General features: G+C 73.0%; 19 protein-coding genes and 3 tRNA genes. 12 read left to right on the forward strand and 10 right to left on the reverse strand.

Annotated features, from left to right (window positions below; all coding sequences use genetic code 11):
• Positions 1-38: 38 nt before the first annotated feature.
• Positions 39-1019, reverse strand: a complete 981-nt coding sequence (locus ASD18_RS06210; RefSeq protein WP_056088137.1) for a LacI family DNA-binding transcriptional regulator — start codon at positions 1017-1019, stop codon at positions 39-41.
• A 229-nt stretch (positions 1020-1248) separates the two neighbouring features.
• On the opposite strand from ASD18_RS06210, the gene purL reads away from it, so the two are divergent.
• From purL to ASD18_RS06225, 3 genes are all read left to right on the forward strand, one after another.
• Entirely contained in the window at positions 1249-3612 is a 2364-nt protein-coding gene (gene purL / locus ASD18_RS06215) for a phosphoribosylformylglycinamidine synthase subunit PurL (RefSeq protein WP_056088141.1), read from the forward strand.
• A gap of 83 nt (positions 3613-3695) precedes the next feature.
• Positions 3696-4709: a ribosome small subunit-dependent GTPase A gene (gene rsgA, locus ASD18_RS06220; protein ID WP_235522277.1), complete on the forward strand. Its 1014-nt coding sequence runs from the start codon at positions 3696-3698 to the stop codon at positions 4707-4709.
• A gap of 183 nt (positions 4710-4892) precedes the next feature.
• The gene (locus ASD18_RS06225; RefSeq protein ID WP_056088148.1) at positions 4893-6263 is read left to right on the forward strand and encodes a glycoside hydrolase family 6 protein; all 1371 of its coding nucleotides are present in this window, start codon (positions 4893-4895) and stop codon (positions 6261-6263) included.
• 7 nt (positions 6264-6270) lie between these two features.
• On the opposite strand, the gene trpS is transcribed toward ASD18_RS06225, so the two are convergent.
• Positions 6271-7284 carry a tryptophan--tRNA ligase gene (gene trpS / locus ASD18_RS06230; protein WP_235522278.1) on the reverse strand — a complete coding sequence of 338 codons (1014 nt, stop codon included), beginning with the start codon at positions 7282-7284 and terminating at the stop codon, positions 6271-6273.
• A gap of 135 nt (positions 7285-7419) precedes the next feature.
• On the opposite strand from trpS, the gene ASD18_RS06235 reads away from it, so the two are divergent.
• From ASD18_RS06235 to purM, 4 genes are read left to right on the forward strand one after another with little or no spacing between them, the layout of a single operon-like run.
• Positions 7420-7797, forward strand: a complete 378-nt coding sequence (locus tag ASD18_RS06235) for a sterol carrier family protein (protein WP_056088155.1) — start codon at positions 7420-7422, stop codon at positions 7795-7797.
• 14 nt (positions 7798-7811) lie between these two features.
• Entirely contained in the window at positions 7812-8186 is a 375-nt protein-coding gene (locus tag ASD18_RS06240; protein ID WP_056088158.1) for a hypothetical protein, read from the forward strand.
• A gap of 50 nt (positions 8187-8236) precedes the next feature.
• Positions 8237-9784, forward strand: coding sequence for an amidophosphoribosyltransferase (gene purF / locus ASD18_RS06245; RefSeq protein ID WP_056088161.1), 1548 nt, complete (start codon positions 8237-8239; stop codon positions 9782-9784).
• Complete coding sequence (purM, locus tag ASD18_RS06250) at positions 9781-10902, forward strand: phosphoribosylformylglycinamidine cyclo-ligase (protein WP_056088166.1); 1122 nt, start codon at positions 9781-9783, stop codon at positions 10900-10902. Before purF ends, purM begins: the two co-directional genes overlap by 4 nt.
• A 91-nt stretch (positions 10903-10993) precedes the next feature.
• Here the strand turns inward: purM and ASD18_RS06255 are convergent, their stop codons facing one another.
• Complete coding sequence (locus ASD18_RS06255) at positions 10994-11206, reverse strand: DUF3073 domain-containing protein (RefSeq protein WP_056088169.1); 213 nt, start codon at positions 11204-11206, stop codon at positions 10994-10996.
• Between the two features lie 517 nt (positions 11207-11723).
• Here ASD18_RS06255 and ASD18_RS06260 point away from each other — a divergent pair.
• A complete protein-coding gene (locus ASD18_RS06260; RefSeq protein WP_056088172.1) occupies positions 11724-11933 on the forward strand; it encodes a BldC family transcriptional regulator in 210 nt (69 codons plus the stop codon).
• A 131-nt stretch (positions 11934-12064) separates the two neighbouring features.
• On the opposite strand, the gene ASD18_RS06265 is transcribed toward ASD18_RS06260, so the two are convergent.
• The 6 genes from ASD18_RS06265 to ASD18_RS06290 form a co-directional block, all read right to left on the reverse strand.
• Positions 12065-12373: a DUF3618 domain-containing protein gene (locus ASD18_RS06265; RefSeq protein WP_056088174.1), complete on the reverse strand. Its 309-nt coding sequence runs from the start codon at positions 12371-12373 to the stop codon at positions 12065-12067.
• Positions 12370-12780, reverse strand: coding sequence for a phage holin family protein (locus ASD18_RS06270; protein WP_056088176.1), 411 nt, complete (start codon positions 12778-12780; stop codon positions 12370-12372). The genes ASD18_RS06265 and ASD18_RS06270 overlap by 4 nt, the downstream gene beginning before the upstream one ends.
• Before the next feature lie 96 nt (positions 12781-12876).
• Positions 12877-13317 (reverse strand): phage holin family protein, encoded by a 441-nt coding sequence (locus ASD18_RS06275; protein WP_056088178.1) that lies wholly within the window; start codon positions 13315-13317, stop codon positions 12877-12879.
• A 117-nt stretch (positions 13318-13434) separates the two neighbouring features.
• A tRNA-Phe gene (locus ASD18_RS06280) sits at positions 13435-13507 on the reverse strand.
• A gap of 56 nt (positions 13508-13563) precedes the next feature.
• Positions 13564-13637: transfer RNA gene (locus ASD18_RS06285), tRNA-Asp, on the reverse strand.
• Positions 13638-13675: 38 nt separating this feature from the next.
• Positions 13676-13748, reverse strand: a tRNA-Glu gene (locus ASD18_RS06290).
• Between the two features lie 125 nt (positions 13749-13873).
• On the opposite strand from ASD18_RS06290, the gene ASD18_RS06295 reads away from it, so the two are divergent.
• The 3 genes from ASD18_RS06295 to ASD18_RS06305 all read left to right on the forward strand — a co-directional run bounded on the left by ASD18_RS06295 (position 13874) and on the right by ASD18_RS06305 (position 16137).
• On the forward strand, positions 13874-14227 hold the full coding sequence (locus ASD18_RS06295) for a metallopeptidase family protein (protein WP_056088181.1): 354 nt from the start codon (positions 13874-13876) through the stop codon (positions 14225-14227).
• 4 nt (positions 14228-14231) lie between these two features.
• Positions 14232-15143 (forward strand): cation diffusion facilitator family transporter, encoded by a 912-nt coding sequence (locus ASD18_RS06300; RefSeq protein WP_056088183.1) that lies wholly within the window; start codon positions 14232-14234, stop codon positions 15141-15143.
• 82 nt (positions 15144-15225) lie between these two features.
• Entirely contained in the window at positions 15226-16137 is a 912-nt protein-coding gene (locus ASD18_RS06305; protein ID WP_056088186.1) for an LLM class flavin-dependent oxidoreductase, read from the forward strand.
• Positions 16138-16263: 126 nt separating this feature from the next.
• On the opposite strand, the gene galE is transcribed toward ASD18_RS06305, so the two are convergent.
• Positions 16264-17223, reverse strand: a complete 960-nt coding sequence (gene galE, locus ASD18_RS06310) for a UDP-glucose 4-epimerase GalE (protein ID WP_056091700.1) — start codon at positions 17221-17223, stop codon at positions 16264-16266.
• Positions 17224-17430: 207 nt separating this feature from the next.
• Here galE and ASD18_RS06315 point away from each other — a divergent pair, with 207 nt between their 5' ends.
• Entirely contained in the window at positions 17431-18558 is a 1128-nt protein-coding gene (locus ASD18_RS06315) for a polyprenyl synthetase family protein (RefSeq protein WP_056088189.1), read from the forward strand.
• The last annotated feature ends 15 nt before the right edge of the window (positions 18559-18573 follow it).

An 18573-nucleotide genomic window follows, 5' to 3' on the forward strand; every position in this document is an offset into this window, starting at 1 on the left:
TTCCTCCTCGAACCTGGACAGCCCCTCGTGGGGTCGTGTCAGGGGTGCGTGCCACAGCTGTCGCGGACCACCAGGTCGGTGGCGAGCGACTCGTGCCGCGGCGTCGTGCGGTGTCCTGTGATGCGCTGGTCCAGCACCTCGGCGGCGAGTGCCCCGAGCGTGCGCATCGGTTGGCGGACGGTGGTGAGGGCGGGGCGGGCGTGGCGCGCGGCCATGACGTCGTCCCAGCCGGTGATGGCGACGTCGACGCCGACCCGGAGGCCGACCTCCTCCGCCGCGAGGATCGCTCCGAGGGCGATCTCGTCGTTGGCGCAGACCAGGGCGTCGGGACGCTCCTCGCCTGCGAGCAGCCACGCCGCGACGCGCGTGCCCGACGCCTCGTCGAACAGGCAGGGGGTCACGGTGGGCTCGATGCCGTGCTTGCCGAGGCCTTCGCGGACCCCGCGCCACCGCTCGGCGACGTCGGGGGACTCCTCCGGCGCCCCGAGGAACGCGACCCGGCGGACCCCGTGCCCGGCGAGGTGCTCGCCGAGGGCGCGTGCGGCGCTGAGCCCGTCCGCGCGGACGGAGTCGGCGGCGCCGACCTCGGGCCGGGCCACGACGACGACGGGGAGCCCGAACGCGGTGAGCTCCTCGATCACGTGGTCGGGGACGGTGCGGCCGAGCAGGACGAGCCCGTCGACGCGCAGGGCGAGGTCGCGCACGGACGACACGGGGTCGTCCCGGCCGTGGGTGGCCAGGACGAGGACGCTGCGGCCGAGCCGCGAGGCGGTCTCCTCGTACCCGAGCAGCACCTCGGCGTAGTACGGGCCGGACAGGTCCGGGAAGACGATGCCGTTGGCGGCGTGCGTGCGGGCGGCGAGCGAGGTGCCGGCGTGGCTGGGGCGGAACCCGAGCTCCTCCACGGCGGCGAGCACCTTCGCCCGGGTCGCGTCGGCGACGGGCGCCGACCCCCGCAGGGCACGGGAGACGGTCGCGATCCCGACGCCGGCACGCGCGGCGACGTCGTAGATCGTCACGGGCGTCCCCGCCCCTGCGTCCGTAGGAAGCGCTTTCATGTGATGACGGTCACACGGCAGGACGAGGTTCGCAACTCGGACGGATCGCCCAGGCGGCCGCGCTCGCGGACGCCGGGTCCGACCGTCGACGCGCGCCGGTATCCTGTGCGCGTCTGCCGACGTCGGCTGGGCCTGTTCGCGCCACCGGGCACGCGCGGCGCCGAGCCACGGGTCTCCACCGAGGGAATCGATGACCACCGCACCTGCGCGCGCCCCCCAGACCGACACCGTCGACGTCGCCGCCGCGACCCCCGACCAGGAGCAGCCGTTCGCGGAGCTGGGCCTGAAGCCGGACGAGTACCAGCGGATCCGGGACATCCTCGGGCGCCGCCCCACGGCCGCCGAGCTGGCCATGTACTCGGTGATGTGGTCGGAGCACTGCTCGTACAAGTCGAGCAAGAACCACCTGCGCCAGTTCGGCGACAAGACCACCCCGGCCATGAAGGAGCACCTGCTCGTCGGCATCGGCGAGAACGCGGGCGTCGTCGACATCGGTGACGGCTGGGCGGTCACGTTCAAGGTCGAGTCGCACAACCACCCGTCCTACGTGGAGCCCTACCAGGGCGCGGCCACGGGCGTCGGCGGGATCGTGCGCGACATCATCTCGATGGGCGCGCGCCCGGTCGCGGTCATGGACCAGCTGCGGTTCGGCGCCGTCGACCACCCCGACACGGCCCGCGTGGTGCACGGCGTGGTGGCCGGCGTCGGCGGCTACGGCAACTCGCTCGGGCTGCCCAACATCGGCGGCGAGCTGGTGTTCGACGCGTCCTACCAGGGCAACCCGCTGGTCAACGCCCTGTGCCTCGGCGTCCTGCGGCACGAGGACATCCACCTGGCCAACGCGTCCGGGACCGGCAACAAGATCGTCCTGTTCGGTGCGCGCACGGGTGGCGACGGCATCGGGGGCGCGTCGATCCTGGCCAGCGAGACGTTCGACGACACCAAGCCGTCCAAGCGCCCGTCGGTGCAGGTGGGCGACCCGTTCATGGAGAAGGTGCTCATCGAGTGCTGCCTCGAGCTCTACGCCGCGCGCGTGGTCGAGGGCATCCAGGACCTGGGCGCGGCCGGCATCTCGTGCGCGACCAGCGAGCTGGCCTCGAACGGCGACGGCGGCATGCACGTGGACCTGGAGAACGTGCTGCTGCGCGACCCGTCCCTGACCGCCGGCGAGATCCTCATGTCGGAGTCGCAGGAGCGGATGATGGCCGTCGTCCGGCCCGACCAGCTCGACGAGTTCCTGGCCATCACGAGCAGGTGGGACGTCGAGACGGCCGTGATCGGCGAGGTCACCGGCACGGGCCGGCTCACCATCGACCACCACGGCGAGCGCATCGTCGACGTCGAGCCGCGCTCCGTCGCGCACGACGGCCCGGTGTACGACCGGCCGTACGCGCGGCCGGCCTGGCAGGACGGGCTGAACGCCGACACGACGGCGGCCCTCGCGCGGCCGGCCACGAACGCCGAGATCCGCGCGACCGCGCTCCAGCTGCTGGGCAGCCCCAACCTGGCGTCCAAGGCGTGGGTGACCAACCAGTACGACCGCTTCGTGCAGGGCAACACCGCGCTCGCGCAGCCCGACGACTCCGGCGTGATCCGCGTCGACGAGTCCACCGGGCTCGGCGTCGCGCTGGCCACCGACGCCAACGGCCGGTACGCCAAGCTCGACCCGTACACGGGCGCGCAGCTGGCCCTCGCGGAGGCCTACCGGAACGTCGCGACGACGGGCGCCCGCCCGCTGGCCGTGACCGACTGCCTCAACTTCGGCAGCCCCGAGCACCCCGACTCCATGTGGCAGCTGGTCGAGGCCATCCGCGGCCTGGCCGACGCGTGCCAGGTGCTGGAGGTCCCGGTCACCGGCGGCAACGTGTCGCTCTACAACGGCACCGGCGAGCCCGGCCTGATCGACTCGGCCATCCACCCGACCCCGGTGGTCGGCGTCCTCGGCGTGCTCGACGACGTCGCCGACGCCACCCCGTCCGGCTGGACCGCCCCCGGCCAGGCCGTCTACCTGCTCGGCACCACGCGTGCCGAGCTCGACGGCTCCGCCTGGGCCGACGTCGTGCACGGCCACCTCGGCGGACTGCCGCCCGCGGTGGACCTGGACGCCGAGCGCCGGCTCGCCGCGGTCCTCACGCACGCCAGCCGCGACGACCTGGTGGACGCCGCCCACGACCTGTCGGAGGGTGGCCTGATCCAGGCGCTCATCGAGTCGAGCCTGCGGTTCGGCGTCGGCGTGCAGGTGTCGCTCGACCCGATCTGCGAGCGCGACGGCGTCACTCCCTTCGAGGCCCTGTTCTCCGAGTCGACGGCCCGCGTGCTCGTCGCGGTCCCGCGCTCGGAGGAGGTCCGCCTGGTCGACCTCTGCACCGCGCGCGGCGTCCCCACCCTGCGGCTGGGCGAGACGGCGGAGTCCTGCTCCCCGGGCGCCGGCACCCCCGTGGACGAGTCCGACCACGTCCACGGCCCGGCCGTCGAGGTCCAGGGCCTGTTCACCCTGCCCCTGGCGGAGGCCCGCGAGGCCCACGAGGCGACGCTGCCGCACTGGTTCGGCTGAACCCACCTGGAGGACGCCCCTGAGGGTGTTCTCGACCAGTATTTCCGTGGATCCGGGAGCCGTGGCGCTCCTACCGTCGAGGCGTGCCAGCTGATCTCTTCCGCGTGGTCCGTGCCGACAAGGGCGCGGTCCTCGTGCTGCCCGCGGACGGTCTGGACGGCGCCCACGAGCCCCGGCGCGTGACGCTGGACCGGGACGGCCTGGTCGCCACGGACGACGGGGACCGGCTCGCCCCGACGGTCGGCGACTGGCTGCGCGTGGACGAGACCGGCACCGCGTTGCAGCCCCGCACGACCGCGCTGGTCCGGGACACCGCCGGTGCCACGTCCCGCGTGCAGGCGCTCGCGGCGAACATCGACATCGTGCTCGTCGTGGAGCACCTCGACCCGGACCCTCAGCTCGGCCGCATCGAGCGGCTGCTGACCCTGGCGTGGCGATCGGGCGCCACCCCCGTCGTCGTGCTCACCAAGGCCGACCTGGTCCCCGACCCCGACGGCATGGCCGCCGAGGTCGCCGCGGTGGCCCTCGCGGTCGACGTGCACACGGTCAGCGTCCCCACCGACCAGGGGCTCGACGCCCTCCGCGCGCTCCTGGTGCCGGGCGCCACGCTGGTCGCCGTCGGCCCGTCCGGAGCGGGCAAGTCGACGCTGGTCAACGCGCTGGCCGGCCACGACGTGATGGAGACGGGCGGGCGTCGGGCCGACGGGCGCGGCCGGCACACCACCACCCACCGCGAGCTGGTCCCGCTGGCCGGTGGCGCGATGCTCATCGACACCCCCGGCATCCGCGGGGTCGGTGTGGTCGCGGACGCCGCCGCGCTGGACACCACGTTCGCGGACGTCGCGGAGCTGGCTGCGGCGTGCCGGTTCGCCGACTGCCACCACGCGGGGGAGCCGGGCTGCGCGATCCAGGCGGCCCTGGACAGCGGCGAGCTGGCGGAGCGCAGGCTCGACAGCTGGCGGCGGCTGGCCAAGGAGGCCGCCTACCAGGCGCGCCGTTCGGACGTCCGGCTGCGCGCCGAGGAGCGGGACCGCTGGAAGAAGATCACCAAGGAGTACCAGCGGGGGATGCGCGGGCCGGGTCGACCGCGGGGCTGACGCGCGGACGCGGAAGCGCATCGACGAGCCCGTTCCGGTACCTAATCGTTTCGGAACCGGCCGAGCGCTCGCCAGAGGGTCGCGGCGTCAGGTTTCCTCGTCGGGACCGGGTGCGGCGTCGTCGACGAGGACGGGAGCCCGCCCCGACCCGAGCTGGCCCGAGCTGTCGTCCCGAGGAGATCCATGCCCACCCGCAGAACCGCCACCGCGCTGCTCGCCGCCGCGGCCGTCGCGGTCGCCGGCCTGACCGCCGTCACCGCCGCCACCGCCGCGCAGGCCGCCACCGGCTGCAAGGTCGAGTACCGGGTCACCAACCAGTGGGCCGGGGGCTTCGGCGCCGACGTGTCCGTCACCAACCTGGGCGACCCGGTGAGCTCCTGGACCGTGGGCTGGACGTTCGCGGCCGGCCAGAAGATCACGCAGCTGTGGAACGGCACGGCGAGCACCAGCGGCTCCGCGGTGTCCGTCGCGAGCCTCCCGTACAACGGCTCGCTGGCCACGGGCGCCAGGACGAGCTTCGGCTTCAACGGCTCCTGGAGCGGCTCGAACCCGGTCCCCGGGACGTTCACCGTCAACGGCACCCTGTGCACCGGCACGACGCCGACGACCACCCCCACCCCGACGACGACCCCCACACCCACCCCGACCCCGACGGTGACCGTGACGCCCACGCCGACCCCCACGCCGACTCCGACCCCGACGAACCCGCAGCCGACCAGCGGCTTCTACGTCGACCCGACCACGCAGGGCTACCGCGCCTGGCAGTCGGCGAGCGGCACCGACAAGACGCTGCTGGCGAAGATCGCCCTCACGCCCCAGGCCTACTGGGTGGGCAACTGGGCCGACCCGGCGCACGCCAAGGCTGAGGTCGCCGACTACACCGCCCGCGCGGTGGCCGCCGGCAAGACGCCGATGCTCGTCGTGTACGCCATCCCCGGCCGCGACTGCGGCTCGTACTCCGGCGGTGGGGTCGCCGAGAGCGCCTACGCCGCGTGGATCGACACGGTCGCGTCCGGCATCCAGGGCAACCCGTACGTGGTCCTCGAGCCCGACGCCCTCGCCCAGCTGGGCGACTGCGCCGGCCAGGGCGACCGGATCGGCTTCCTCAAGTACGCCGCCAAGTCGCTGACCCTCAAGGGCGCCCGCGTCTACATCGACGCCGGCCACTCGTCGTGGCTGCCCGTGAGCACGGCCGTGAGCCGCCTCAACCAGGTGGGCTTCGAGTACGCGGTCGGCTTCGCGCTCAACACGTCGAACTACCAGACCACCGCGGCGTCGAAGACGTACGGCCAGCAGATCTCGCAGCAGCTGGGCGGCAAGAAGTTCGTCATCGACACCTCGCGCAACGGCAACGGCTCCAACGGCGAGTGGTGCAACCCGCGCGGCCGGGCGCTCGGCGAGAAGCCGACCCTGGTCAACGACGGCTCTGGCCTCGACGCCCTGCTCTGGGTCAAGCTGCCCGGCGAGTCCGACGGCACCTGCAACGGCGGCCCGTCGGCCGGCGCCTGGTTCCAGGACATCGCCCTGGAGCTGGCCCGCAACGCGAAGTGGTGATCAGCAGTCAGGCGTAGACCATCCCCATGAGCTCGCGGACGTCACGGATCGTGGCGTCCGCGAGCTCGTTCGCGTGGGCGTTGCCCTGCGCGAGGATGTCGGCCACCAGCCCCGGCTCGGCGGCGAACAGGGCCCGACGAGCGCGCAGCGGAGCCAGGTGGTCGACGAGCGCGTCCGCGACCAGCGCCTTGAGGTGTCCGGCGCCGCGGCTCCCCACCTCGTCGGCGATCGCCTCCGGCGGGACCCCCGTGCACAGTGATGCCAGCAGGAGCAGGTTGGCCACCTCGGGTCGCGACGACGGGTCGTAGGTGATGTGCCGGTCGGTGTCGGTCTTCGCCGACCGGATCGCGCGGACCGTCTCGTCGGCGGTCGCCCGCAGCTCGATGGCGTTCCCGCGGCTCTTGCTCATCTTGCGGCCGTCGGTGCCCAGCACGGTCGGCGCCTCGGACAGCAGGGCCTCGGGCTCCGTGAAGCAGGGTCCGTACCGGGCGGTGAACCGGCGCGCGATCGTCCGGGTGATCTCCAGGTGCGGCAGCTGGTCCCTGCCCACCGGCACCACCGTCGCGTGGCAGAACAGGATGTCCGCCGCCTGGTGCACCGGGTAGGTGAGCAGCAGCCCGGACAGCGACCTGCCGGAGTCGGCGAGCTCCTGCTTCACGGTCGGGTTCCGCTCCAGCTCCGCCGCGCTGACGAGCGAGAGGAACGGGAGCATCAGCTGGTGCAGGGCGGGCACCGCGCTGTGCGTGAAGATCGTCGCCGCGTCGGGGTCGATCCCGGCGGCGAGGTAGTCGAGGACGATCTCGCGCACGTTGCCCGCGATGTCGCCCGGCGCCTCCCGGTCGGTGATCACCTGGTAGTCGGCGAGCACCAGCAGGGTCTCGACGCCGGACTGCTGCAGGCGCACCCGGTTGGCGACCGTGCCGAACAGGTGGCCGAGGTGCAGCGGGCCGGTGGGGCGCTCGCCGGTGAGCATGCGTTGCTGGGCCATGGCAGGACTCCTTCGAGGGACGGAGCTGCGCACGTGCCCCCGGAGACAGCGATGCCCCCGACGCCGCGTGAGCAGCTCGGGGGCAGGACGACCGCGGGCTGCGTCTAGTGCAGCCAGCGCCAGGTCGTCGAGGACATGGCAGCAGCGTAGCGGAGGCACAATCGCCTCATGCCTCCCCGCCGCCGCACCGACCCCGCCGACGGCCGCGCCGCGCTCGCGGTCTGGCGCGCGGACCCGGCCGCCGTCCCGACGCCCGCACGGCGCACGGCGGTGCGGTTCACGCTCGAGGAGCTGGCCGAGGTGGCCCCGGGCAACGCGGTCGAGGTGCGGGTGCCCCCGGACGGCGCGGTGCAGGCGGTGGAGGGGCCGCGGCACACGCGAGGGACCCCGCCGAACGTGGTGGAGACCGACGCGCAGACCTGGCTCGAGCTGGTCACCGGCGCGCTGACCTGGGATTCCGCGGTGGCGCAGGGCAGGATCCGCGCCTCGGGGGAGCGCGCGGACCTGCGCGAGTGGCTCCCGCTGCAGGCAGCCCGGACCCGCTGACCTAAGATCGCGGGGTGCCTGACGACCCCCAGCCCGACCCGACCCCCGAGCCTGTTCTCGACGCGCGCGGCGTGCCGATCCCCTCGGAGGAGGAGCTGGCCGCGGTGGCCGAGCCGGCGGTCGTGCGCCACGCCCCGAAGTACGGCGCGTTCATCACCGCCGGCGCCCTCGTCGGCATCGTGGCCGCCCTGATCCTGGTCGCGATCGTCCGGCCCGACGTGCCGTGGGTGGCTGACGGGTCCGGCTTCATCTCGTTCCTCGACGGCGAGGGTGCCGTGCGCACGGTCATGGCCGTCGGCGGCGCGGTGCTCGGCGGGTTCGTCGGCGGCGCGCTCGCCGTCCTGGCGGACCGGCGCAGCGTCCGCCGGGCGCACTCCGCCGACGTCTGACAGCTGGGCACGTTCCGTGCGCGCCCCGAGGCGTGTGCGACCATAGGAACGTGGCCCCCCGCGCAGACGGACGTCTGAACCACGACCTCCTCCCCAACGAAAAAGGCCCCCAGGACGCTTGTGGCGTCTTCGGTGTGTGGGCCCCCGGTGAGGAGGTCTCCAAGCTCACCTACTTCGGCCTGTACGCGCTGCAGCACCGCGGCCAGGAGTCGGCGGGCATCGCCACCTCCAACGGCCAGCAGCTGCTCGTCTACAAGGACATGGGCCTGGTCTCCCAGGTCTTCGACGAGACCGCGCTGAACGCCCTGCAGGGGCACATCGCCATCGGGCACGCGCGCTACTCGACCACCGGTGGCAGCACCTGGGAGAACGCGCAGCCGACGCTCGGCCCCACGGCCGCCGGCACCGTGGCCCTCGGCCACAACGGCAACCTCACCAACACCGCCGAGCTGGTGGACCTCGTGGCCGAGCGCTACGGCAGCCAGCGCCGCGGCGAGCTCGCCCGGGGCAACACGACCGACACCGCGCTGATCACCGCGCTCCTGGCGGGGGACCCGGACCACACCCTCGAGGCCACCGCGCTCGAGGTGCTCCCGCGCCTGCGCGGCGCGTTCAGCCTCGTCTTCATGGACGAGCACACCCTCTACGCCGCACGTGACCCGCAGGGCGTCCGGCCGCTGGTGCTCGGCCGCCTGGAGCGTGGCTGGGTCGTGGCCAGCGAGACGCCCGCCCTCGACATCGTCGGCGCGTCGTTCGTCCGCGAGATCGAGCCCGGCGAGTTCATCGCCATCGACGCCGACGGCCTGCGCAGCAGCCGGTTCGCCAAGGTCGACCGCGCCGGGTGCGTGTTCGAGTACGTGTACCTGGCACGCCCGGACACCTCGATCGCCGGCCGCTCGGTGCACGCCGCCCGCGTCGCGATGGGCCGGCGCCTCGCCATCGAGCACCCCGTCGAGGCGGACCTGGTCATCCCGGTGCCCGAGTCCGGCACGCCCGCCGCGGTCGGCTACGCGGCCGAGTCCGGTATCACGTTCGGCCAGGGGCTCACCAAGAACGCGTACGTCGGGCGCACGTTCATCCAGCCGTCGCAGACGCTGCGCCAGCTGGGCATCCGGCTCAAGCTCAACCCGCTCAAGGAAGTCATCCGCGGCAAGCGCCTGGTGGTCGTCGACGACTCGATCGTCCGCGGCAACACCCAGCGCGCCCTCATCCGGATGCTCCGCGAGGCCGGCGCCGCCGAGGTGCACGTGCGGATCAGCTCCCCGCCGGTCAAGTGGCCGTGCTTCTACGGCATCGACTTCGCGTCCCGCGCCGAGCTCATCGCCAACGGCCTGGGGGTCGACGAGATCGCCGCGTCGCTCGGCGCCGACTCGCTCGGCTACATCTCCCCGGAGGGCATGATCGCCGCCACCGAGCAGCCCGCGTCGCAGCTGTGCGCCGCGTGCTTCACCGGCCAGTACCCGATCGAGCTTCCGCCGGCGGACCGCATCGGCAAGTTCCTGCTCGAGCAGAGCGAGCTGCCGCTCGGTGCCCCGGAGGACGGGCTCCTGTCGATCGTGCCGAGCGCCGGTGGCGCGAGCGCGCTGGACCACCCGTGAGCGGCCCGCAGGTCACGTACGCGGCCGCTGGTGTCGACACGGAGGCCGGCGACAAGGCCGTCGAGCTGATGAAGGACGCCGTCCGCGCCACGCACGGGCCGCAGGTGCTCGGGGGAGTCGGCGGCTTCGCCGGTCTGTACGACGCCAGCGCCCTGCTCACCTACCGCAAGCCGCTGCTGGCCACCTCGACCGACGGGGTCGGCACCAAGGTCGCCATCGCGCAGGCCCTCGACATCCACGACACCATCGGGTTCGACCTGGTGGGCATGGTCGTCGACGACATCGTCGTGGTCGGCGCCACGCCGCTGTTCATGACCGACTACATCGCGTGCGGCCGGGTGGTGCCCGAGCGCATCGCCGGCATCGTGCGCGGCATCGCGGCAGCCTGTTCGGTCGCCGGGACCGCCCTCGTGGGCGGCGAGACCGCCGAGCACCCGGGCCTGCTGGGTCCCGACGAGTACGACGTGGCCGGTGCCGCGACCGGCGTGGTCGAGGCCGACCGGCTGCTGGGCCCCGAGCGGGTGCGCGCCGGTGACGTGCTGCTGGCGCTCGGTTCGAGCGGGCTGCACTCCAACGGGTACTCGCTGGTCCGCAAGGTGGTGTCGGTGGCCGGCTGGGCGCTGGACCGCCACGTGGACGAGCTGGGCCGCACGCTCGGCGAGGAGCTCCTGGAGCCCACCCGCGTCTACGCGAGCGACTGCCTGGCGCTGGTGGAGCGGGCCGGCGTCGACGGGCTGCACGCGTACAGCCACGTGACCGGCGGTGGGCTCGCGTCGAACGTCGCGCGCGTGCTGCCGCAGGGCCTGGTGGCGGACATCGACCGCGGCGGCTGGACGCTGCCGCCGGTGTTCTCCCTGGTGCAACGCTTGGGTCAGGTGCCGTGGACCGACCTCGAGGGCACGCTCAACCTGGGCGTGGGCATGGTGGCGATCGTGGCCGCCGACTCCGTGGCCGGGGTGCTCGCGCACGCGGCCGAGCTGGGCCTGCCCGCGTGGGAGCTGGGCACCGTGCGGCACGCCGACCCGAGCACCGACGTGGTGGGCGCCCCGGGGTTCGTCGCGGGCACCAAGGGTGTCCACGGGGGAGCCGTCCAGCTCACCGGCGCGTACCGGGTCTGATCGCACGCGTGCGCACACGCGCTCGCACCACCCCGAGGGATGGTGCGAGCGCGTGTGCGTGCCTACGCCTCAGCGCAGGTGGCGAGAACAATCAGCGATCGTCGTCCGACCAGCGTCGGTAGTCGTCGCTGTCGTCGTCAGTGTCCGTCTCCACAGCCGCGCGAGGGCGGTTGTCGGTGACGACATCGTTGTGGCCGTGCGACGTGAGCTCCTGCTCGAGAGCTCGGTAGTTGGTATCCGGGCTGAAGTACTTCAGCTCCCGGGCCACCTTCGTCTGCTTAGCCTTCTGACGGCCGCGCCCCATGGCATCGACCCCCTCTTACGTGGATGCGGGGCGGCTCCGTGCTGACACGTGCGGCCCCGGGGTGCTGAATCGTCTCTTCGTGGGGCAACGGTACATGCTCGTTCGGTATTCCGACCACTCGCCTGGCGCGATGCGTGTCACGTCCCCGCCGGCGACGCCGAGGCGGGCCGGCCGGGGTGAGCCGGACTGGCGTCCAGCGCCCCGTGGACGGTCCAGCGCGTCCCGGCGTGTATGACCGAATGGTCGGGTTTAGGGTGGTGCCACGGCTCGAGAGTCGCGAAGTATGAGAAGTGTATGAGAGCGGCGTGAAGGTTCGTTACTGGACCGTGTCCGGGAACGCGCTATCTGCGGCTTTCGTTCATGCTAGTGGGGCGATGTCAGGTTTGGGGGCTTCGGCCCGTACCCTTGCCAGATCGAGAACGTTTCACACCCGCAGGACCGCATCACCCGCACCTGAACTGGCCCGGGCATCGACGACGTCGACGCCGCAGGCCGCACGCTTGCCAGGAGGCAGCAGATGAACGCACACGCCGCAGACTCAGAAGCCCTGCTCACGCCCTCCGAGGTCGCGACACTGTTTCGGGTCGATCCCAAGACCGTCACCCGCTGGGCGAAGGCCGGGAAGCTGTCCTCGATCCGCACGCTGGGCGGCCACCGCCGTTACCGCGAGTCCGAGGTGAGGGACCTGCTCAACGGGGTTCCGCAGCAGCGCCTCTCCGACGGCTGAACCACACTCACTCGGCCGAGGTCGTCGACCCTGCTCGACGTGCCCTCGGCCGTTGCGCGCCCGCGGCGGCGCGCGCCAGGCATGACGACGACGGCGAGGTCGCGACGTGGCGCCCTCGCCGTCGTCGTACGTCAGCCCCTGCGGCGCCCCGCGATGACGAGTGCCAGCAGGGCCGCAGCGCCGGCCGCGGCGCCGCCGAGGATCGCGAAGGCCTTCTTGCGCGCCGCCGGGTCGGCGTCGCTGTTCTTGGCGTCGCTCCACAGCTGACGCCCTGACTCCACCGCACGGCCCGCCTGAGCGCGGGGGTCGAGCCGAGCCACGAGCTCGTCGACGTTCGACGCCAGCTGCGCGCGCGTGAGCGCGAGCTCGGCCTCCAGCGCCTCCATCTCGGGGGTGGTGAACGGCTTGGGTGCGTCCTTGGGCTTCGACTCGTCGGTCATGCGGAGAACCCTGCCTTCAGCGTCGCGATGTCCTCGTGGACGCCCTCGATCGCCTTGGCCGGGGTGGGGGGTGACCCGGCCTTGATGCGGTTGATCCCGATGAGGACCAGCACGGCGATCACGATCAGCAGCAGGACGCACACGATGAGCGCGGCCAGCCAGAGGTCGACCCAGAGGTTCAGGACGATGATCGCCAGCGCGATCCCGGCGCCGAGCAGGTACAGGGCGAGCACCCCGCCCACGGCGACGAGCGCGGCGCCGATCCCGAGCTGCTGCGCGCGCCCGGTGAGCTCGGCCTTGGCGAGGTCGATCTCCGCGCGCACGAGTCGCGCGGCCTGCTCGCTGATCTCGGACACCAACTGGCCGAGCGACTTCTCGTCGCCCGGCGGTCCCGACTGGGTGGTCATGGGGCACGGCCTCTCGTCTGCACATCCGTTGAGCACCCAGTCTGGTGGTCGGCGAACCGCCACGCGAGAGGAAGGGCCCTGATCAACCAGGGAAACTCAGTCCGCCCAGGGGTGAACCTGCTCCTCGGCGGGGTGTGCCGGCTCGTGCAGGCGGACGACAGAGACGGCCGGGCCCGGGGGCAGCCGGCGCTTCGCCCAGGCCGCGACGCCCGTGCCGATGAGCAGCAGGGCCAGACCGACGAGCAGCGCGGCGAGCCAGGCGTCGACCGCGTGCGCGAGGCCGAGCACCGCGGCGGTGATCAGCAGGGCGAGCCCGAAGAAGGCCAGCAGGGTGGCGACGGCGAACCCCACGGCCGCGGGACGGACCTCGATCGCACGGGCGCGGACGCTGCGGGTGACCGCGTCGATCTCCACCTGGATGCTCTCGCGCACGTGGTCCTCGACCTGCGCGAACTTCTCGCGCGCCCGGTCCGCCAAGGGCTCGGAGAAGCGGTCGAAGAAGCTGCGCGGTCGATCGGCGCCAGGGGTGCTGGCCATGAGGTCCTCCTCGTACGGCGTGCGGTGGCCCCAGCGTAGGAGCAGAACGCCTGGTGGCAGAGTTGCCGCGCTCACGACGAAGCCCCGCTCCGGGTGATCCGGGCGGGGCTCCTGATGTGGCCACTGGCAGGGTCGAACTGCCGACCTTTCGATTTTCAGTCGAACGCTCTACCAACTGAGCTAAGTGGCCAAAACGACGCGGCCCGGTCTCTGCTCATCACAGAACTGCTGACCGGGCGTATCGAGCGACCCCGACGGGACTTGAACCCGCGACCTCCGCCGTGACAGGGCGGCGCGCTAACCAACTGCGCTACGGGGCCTTGAACTGCTGCAAGGCCTGTACTGCTGATCCTGCTCGTACCCCCAACGGGATTCGAACCCGTGCTACCGCCGTGAAAGGGCGGGGTCCTAGGCCGCTAGACGATGGGGGCTTGTCCAACCCCTGACGTCGAGGCGCCGGATGACCGGTGATGAGCATACGGGGTGATCGGCCGTAACTCCAAAGCGGTTGCCGGTGGCCCCCGTCACGTGGCGCCGACCAGGCAGGATGGTGCCCATGGTCGACATGACGCTCGCCGAGTTCGAGGACGCGGTCCGCGACGCGCTCGACGAGATCCCCGACGAGCTGGCGGCCATGATGGACAACGTCGTCGTGCTGGTGGAGGACGAGGCTCCCGAGGGCGAGGTCGAGCTGCTCGGCCTGTACGAGGGGACCCCGCTGACCGAGCGCGGCGAGTTCTGGGCCGCCGGGTCGCTGCCCGACCGGATCACCATCTTCCGGCTCCCCACCCTGGCCATCTGCGACGACCGCGCGGACGTGGTCGAGGAGGTCGCCGTCACCGTCGTGCACGAGATCGCCCACCACTTCGGCATCGACGACGACCGCCTGCACGAGCTGGGCTGGGACTGACCCAGTGGGACACGACCACGGGCACGGGACGGCGGCACAGGCGCACCGGGGGCGGCTCCTGGCCGTGCTGGTCCTCACGCTCGTCGTGCTGGTGGTCGAGGTGGTCGGCGGGCTCGTCTCCGGGTCGTTCGCCCTGATCGCCGACGCCGGGCACATGCTCACCGACGCCGCCGGGGTGGGTCTCGCGCTCGGCGCCACCGCGCTCGCCGCCCGGCCCGCCACGGCCGCGCGCACGTTCGGCTGGCAGCGCGCGGAGATCCTCGCGGCGCTGATCAACGGGCTGGTCATCGCGGCCGTCGGGGTCGGGGTGATCGTCGGCGGTATCGCGCGGATCCTGACGCCCGGCGAGGTCGAGGCCGGGCTCATGCTCGCCGTGGCCGTCGTCGGTCTCGCCGCCAACGGGGTCGGCCTGGCCCTGCTGCGCCGCGGGCAGGAGGAGTCGCTCACGGTCCGCGGCGCCTACCTCGAGGTGCTGGGGGACCTGCTGGGATCCGCGGCCGTGGTCGTCGCGGCGGTGGTCGTGCTGGCCACCGGGTTCCTGCGGGCCGACGGCATCGTCTCCGTGCTGATCGGCCTGATGATCGTGCCGCGCGCCGTCGGCCTGCTGCGCGAGGTGGGGACCGTGCTGCTCGAGGCCACGCCCCGCGGGGTGGACCTGGACGCGATCCGGTCGCACATCTGCGGCGTCCCGGGCGTGCTCGGCGTGCACGACCTGCACGCGTGGACCATCACGTCCGGCGTGCCGGTGCTCTCGGCACACGTCGAGGTGCCCGACGACCTCCTGTCCCGGGGCGAGGCCGGCCGCGTGCTCGACGACCTGCGGCACTGCCTGGCCGGCCACTTCGACGTCGACCACTGCACGTTCCAGCTGGAACCGCCGTCCACCACGGGCCGCGAGCACCACGCGCACGCCTGACCCTCGCCGTGCGTCCGCACTCCGGCGGGCTCCCAGGCGCACGCGTGCGGACGTGGGGCGGGCGGGACCATAGGGTCGGCGCATGGTTGCTGTGGGGATCGTGCTGCTGCCGCAGGAGCGGTGGGCGTCGGCTCGCCGGAAGTGGGAGCTGGCCGAGGAGTGGGGCTTCGACCACGCGTGGACGTACGACCACCTGGCCTGGCGCACGCTCGTCGACCAGCCGTGGTTCGCCACCGTGCCGCTGCTGGCCGCGGCCGCCGCCGTCACCGAGCGGATCGGGCTGGGCACCTGGGTGGCGTCGCCGAACTTCCGGCACCCCGTCCCGTTCGCCAAGGACGTCATGGGACTCGACGACGTCAGCAGCGGTCGGTTCCTGCTCGGCCTGGGGGCGGGCGGTGAGGGGTTCGACGCCTCCGTCACCGGCGACCCGCCGACGCGCGGCGAGCGGACGCGGCGGTTCGAGGAGTTCGTCGGGCTGCTCGACTCGCTGCTGACCCAGCCGGTGACCTCGCACCAGGGCGTGTTCTACCGGGCCGACGAGGCGCGGATGATCCCCGGCACGATCGCACAGCCGCGCACGCCGTTCGTCGTCGCCGCCAACGGACCCCGGACGATGACGCTGGCCGCGCGGTACGGGCAGGGGTGGGCCACCTACGGTCCCGCGTACGCGACCGAGGACGTCCCCACCGAGGCGACCGCCGCGCAGGAGCAGTGGTGGACGGGGCTGGCGACGATGCTCGAGCAGGTGGAGGCGATCGAGGCGGAGCACCGGCCCGCCGGAGCGCCCCCGCTGCGCCGGTACCTCAGCCTGGACGGGGCGCCGATCTTCTCGATGACCTCGCTGGACGTGGTGACCGAGGGCATCGAGCGTGCGGCGGCGCTGGGGTTCAGCGACGTGGTGATCCACTGGCCGCGCGAGGAGGGGATCTACGCCGGCGACGAGTCGGTCCTGGAGGCCCTGGTCGACCAGCTCCCGAGGCTGCAGGCGCTCTAGGCAGGCGCCACGTCCGAGCATCTGGCTGCCATAGCGCTCACTAGCTCGGACGCTGTGCGCCGCAGAGCGCAACGTCCGAGCATCTGGCTGCCAAAGCGCTCACGTGCTCGGACGTTGTGGGGATGGCTAGTGGGCCTGGCGGGCTTCCCAGGCGCTGGTGACCATGTCCAGCAGGGTGTGGCGCATCTGCCAGCCGAGGTCGCGGGCCGCCAGCTCGCCGGACGCCACGATGCGGGCCGGGTCGCCCGGTCGGCGCGGGGCGGTCTCGGGCTCGAACGGGATACCGGTGCCCTCGGCCATCGCGGTCATGATCTGCCGCACCGAGACGCCGTCGCCGGAGCCCAGGTTGTAGACGGGCTCCAGGGTGCCGCCGCCGGCGAGCACCTGCGCGGCGGCGACGTGGGAGTCGGCCAGGTCCGCGACGTGGATGTAGTCGCGGACGCAGGTGCCGTCCGGCGTCGCGTAGTCGGTGCCGTTGATCCGCGGGGTGCGGCCCTCCACCAGGGCGTCCAGCACCAGCGGGAAGAGGTTGTGCGGGCTGGTGTCGTAGAGGTCCGGCGTGGCGGAGCCGACGACGTTGAAGTACCGCAGCGACGTGTGCCGCAGACCGGCGGCCCGGCCCTGGTCGCGCAGCAGCCACTCGCCGATGAGCTTGGACTCGCCGTAGGGCGACTCGGGGGTGGTCGGGGTGGCCTCGGTGACCAGGTCCACGTCCGGGGTGCCGTACACGGCGGCCGACGACGAGAACACGATCGCGTCGACGCCCTGCGAGGCCATGGCCTCCAGCAGGTGGGCGGTGCCGGTGACGTTCTGGTCGTACGTGTGCAGCGGACGGTCGACGGACACACCCGCGTACTTGAACCCCGCCAGGTGCACGACGCCCACGACCGCGTGCTGGGAGATCGTGTCCGCCACGAGGTCGGTGTCGAGGATCGACCCTTCCACCAGCGGCACGCCCTCGGGGACGAATGCCCGGTGCCCGCTGGAGAGGTCGTCCAGGACCACCGTGTCCAGCCCGACCTGCCCGAACGCCCGCACCACGTGCGACCCGATGTACCCGGCACCCCCGGTGACCAGCCATGTCATGCACCCGAGCGTACCGACGACGGCGGCGCGCAGCGGACGCGTCCGTGCCGCGAAGAAATGCTGCGCCAGGTGCATCCGTGGAGGGGGCTCGGGCCGAAGAGGGTCGACAGCCGCGCGCGGTGGCGGGTCGGAGCATCCTCAGTACGCTGAGGATCTCCTCCGCAGGTGGCGCGGGTCGGTTCCAGCAGCAGGGACAGGAGACGCGGGATGGTCGGGAAGTCAACGGCTGCACCGGGCGTGGTCGTGCACCGGGCGCCCGCCCGCACGGCGGACGCCGCCGACCTCGCGGAGGCGGTCGAGGGGGCGATGGCCGTGACGGCGACCGTCCTGCAGGACTTCGTCGAGGCGCGCATCCGTGTCGCGGCCGGCCGGTCCGAGGTGGCCGCGCGCCTGTGGACCGACCTCGCGGGTGTCATCGGCGGCAAGCTGATGCGCCCACGGCTGGCGGTCGCCGCGTACCTCGGGCTCGGTGGCACGGACCGGGCGGCGATCGCGCCGGTGGCCGCCGCGATCGAGGTCCTGCACACCGCGATGCTCGTGCACGACGACCTGCTCGACCACGACGAGGTGCGGCGGGGACGCCCCAACGTCGCGGGCGCCGCACGCGCGCGCCTGGCGACCAGCGGCCTGGACGACCGGGGGGTCGACGACCAGGTGCTCGCGGCCGGGCTGCTGGCCGGCGACCTGGCGATCGCCTCGGCGTTCTCGCTGGTGGTGAGCGCGCCGGCGGACCGCTCGGCACTGCTCCGGGTGGTCGGCCTGCTGGCGGAGGGCATCGAGACCACGGTGGTCGGGGAGCTGCTCGACGTGACCGCGTCGCTCTCCTCGCCGCGGGACGTGGACGCGCTCGCGGTGGCGGAGCTGAAGACCGCCGCGTACTCGGGCAGCCTGCCGCTGGTCGTCGGCGCGATCCTGGCCGGGGCGGACGACGAGCGGATCGCGCAGCTCGACGGGGTCGGCTCGGCCCTCGGGGTCGCGTTCCAGCTGACCGACGACGAGCTCGGCGTGTTCGGCGACCCGGCGGTCACCGGCAAGTCCGTGCTGTCGGACCTGCGCGAGGGCAAGCGCACCGAGCTGCTGCGGCGGGCGTACGCGATGACCGACGCGACCGGGTGCGCGGTGCTCGACACGCACGTGGGCCGGCCGGACCTGGACGAGCCGGGGGCCGCGGCCGTGCGGGACGTCATGGTGTCCAGCGGAGCGCTGGACGCGGTGCGGGAGCTGACCCGGCGCACCGGTCTGCACGCGCGGTCGCTGGCGGCGGGCAGCCTGCCCGAGCCGCTGGGGGGCTACCTTGTGGGCGTCGTCGACGATCTGGTCGGACGGGGTCACTGAGTGCTGGGGGAGCGG

This window comes from Cellulomonas sp. Root137 (genome assembly GCF_001426725.1).
Taxonomy (GTDB): Bacteria; Actinomycetota; Actinomycetes; order Actinomycetales; family Cellulomonadaceae; genus Cellulomonas.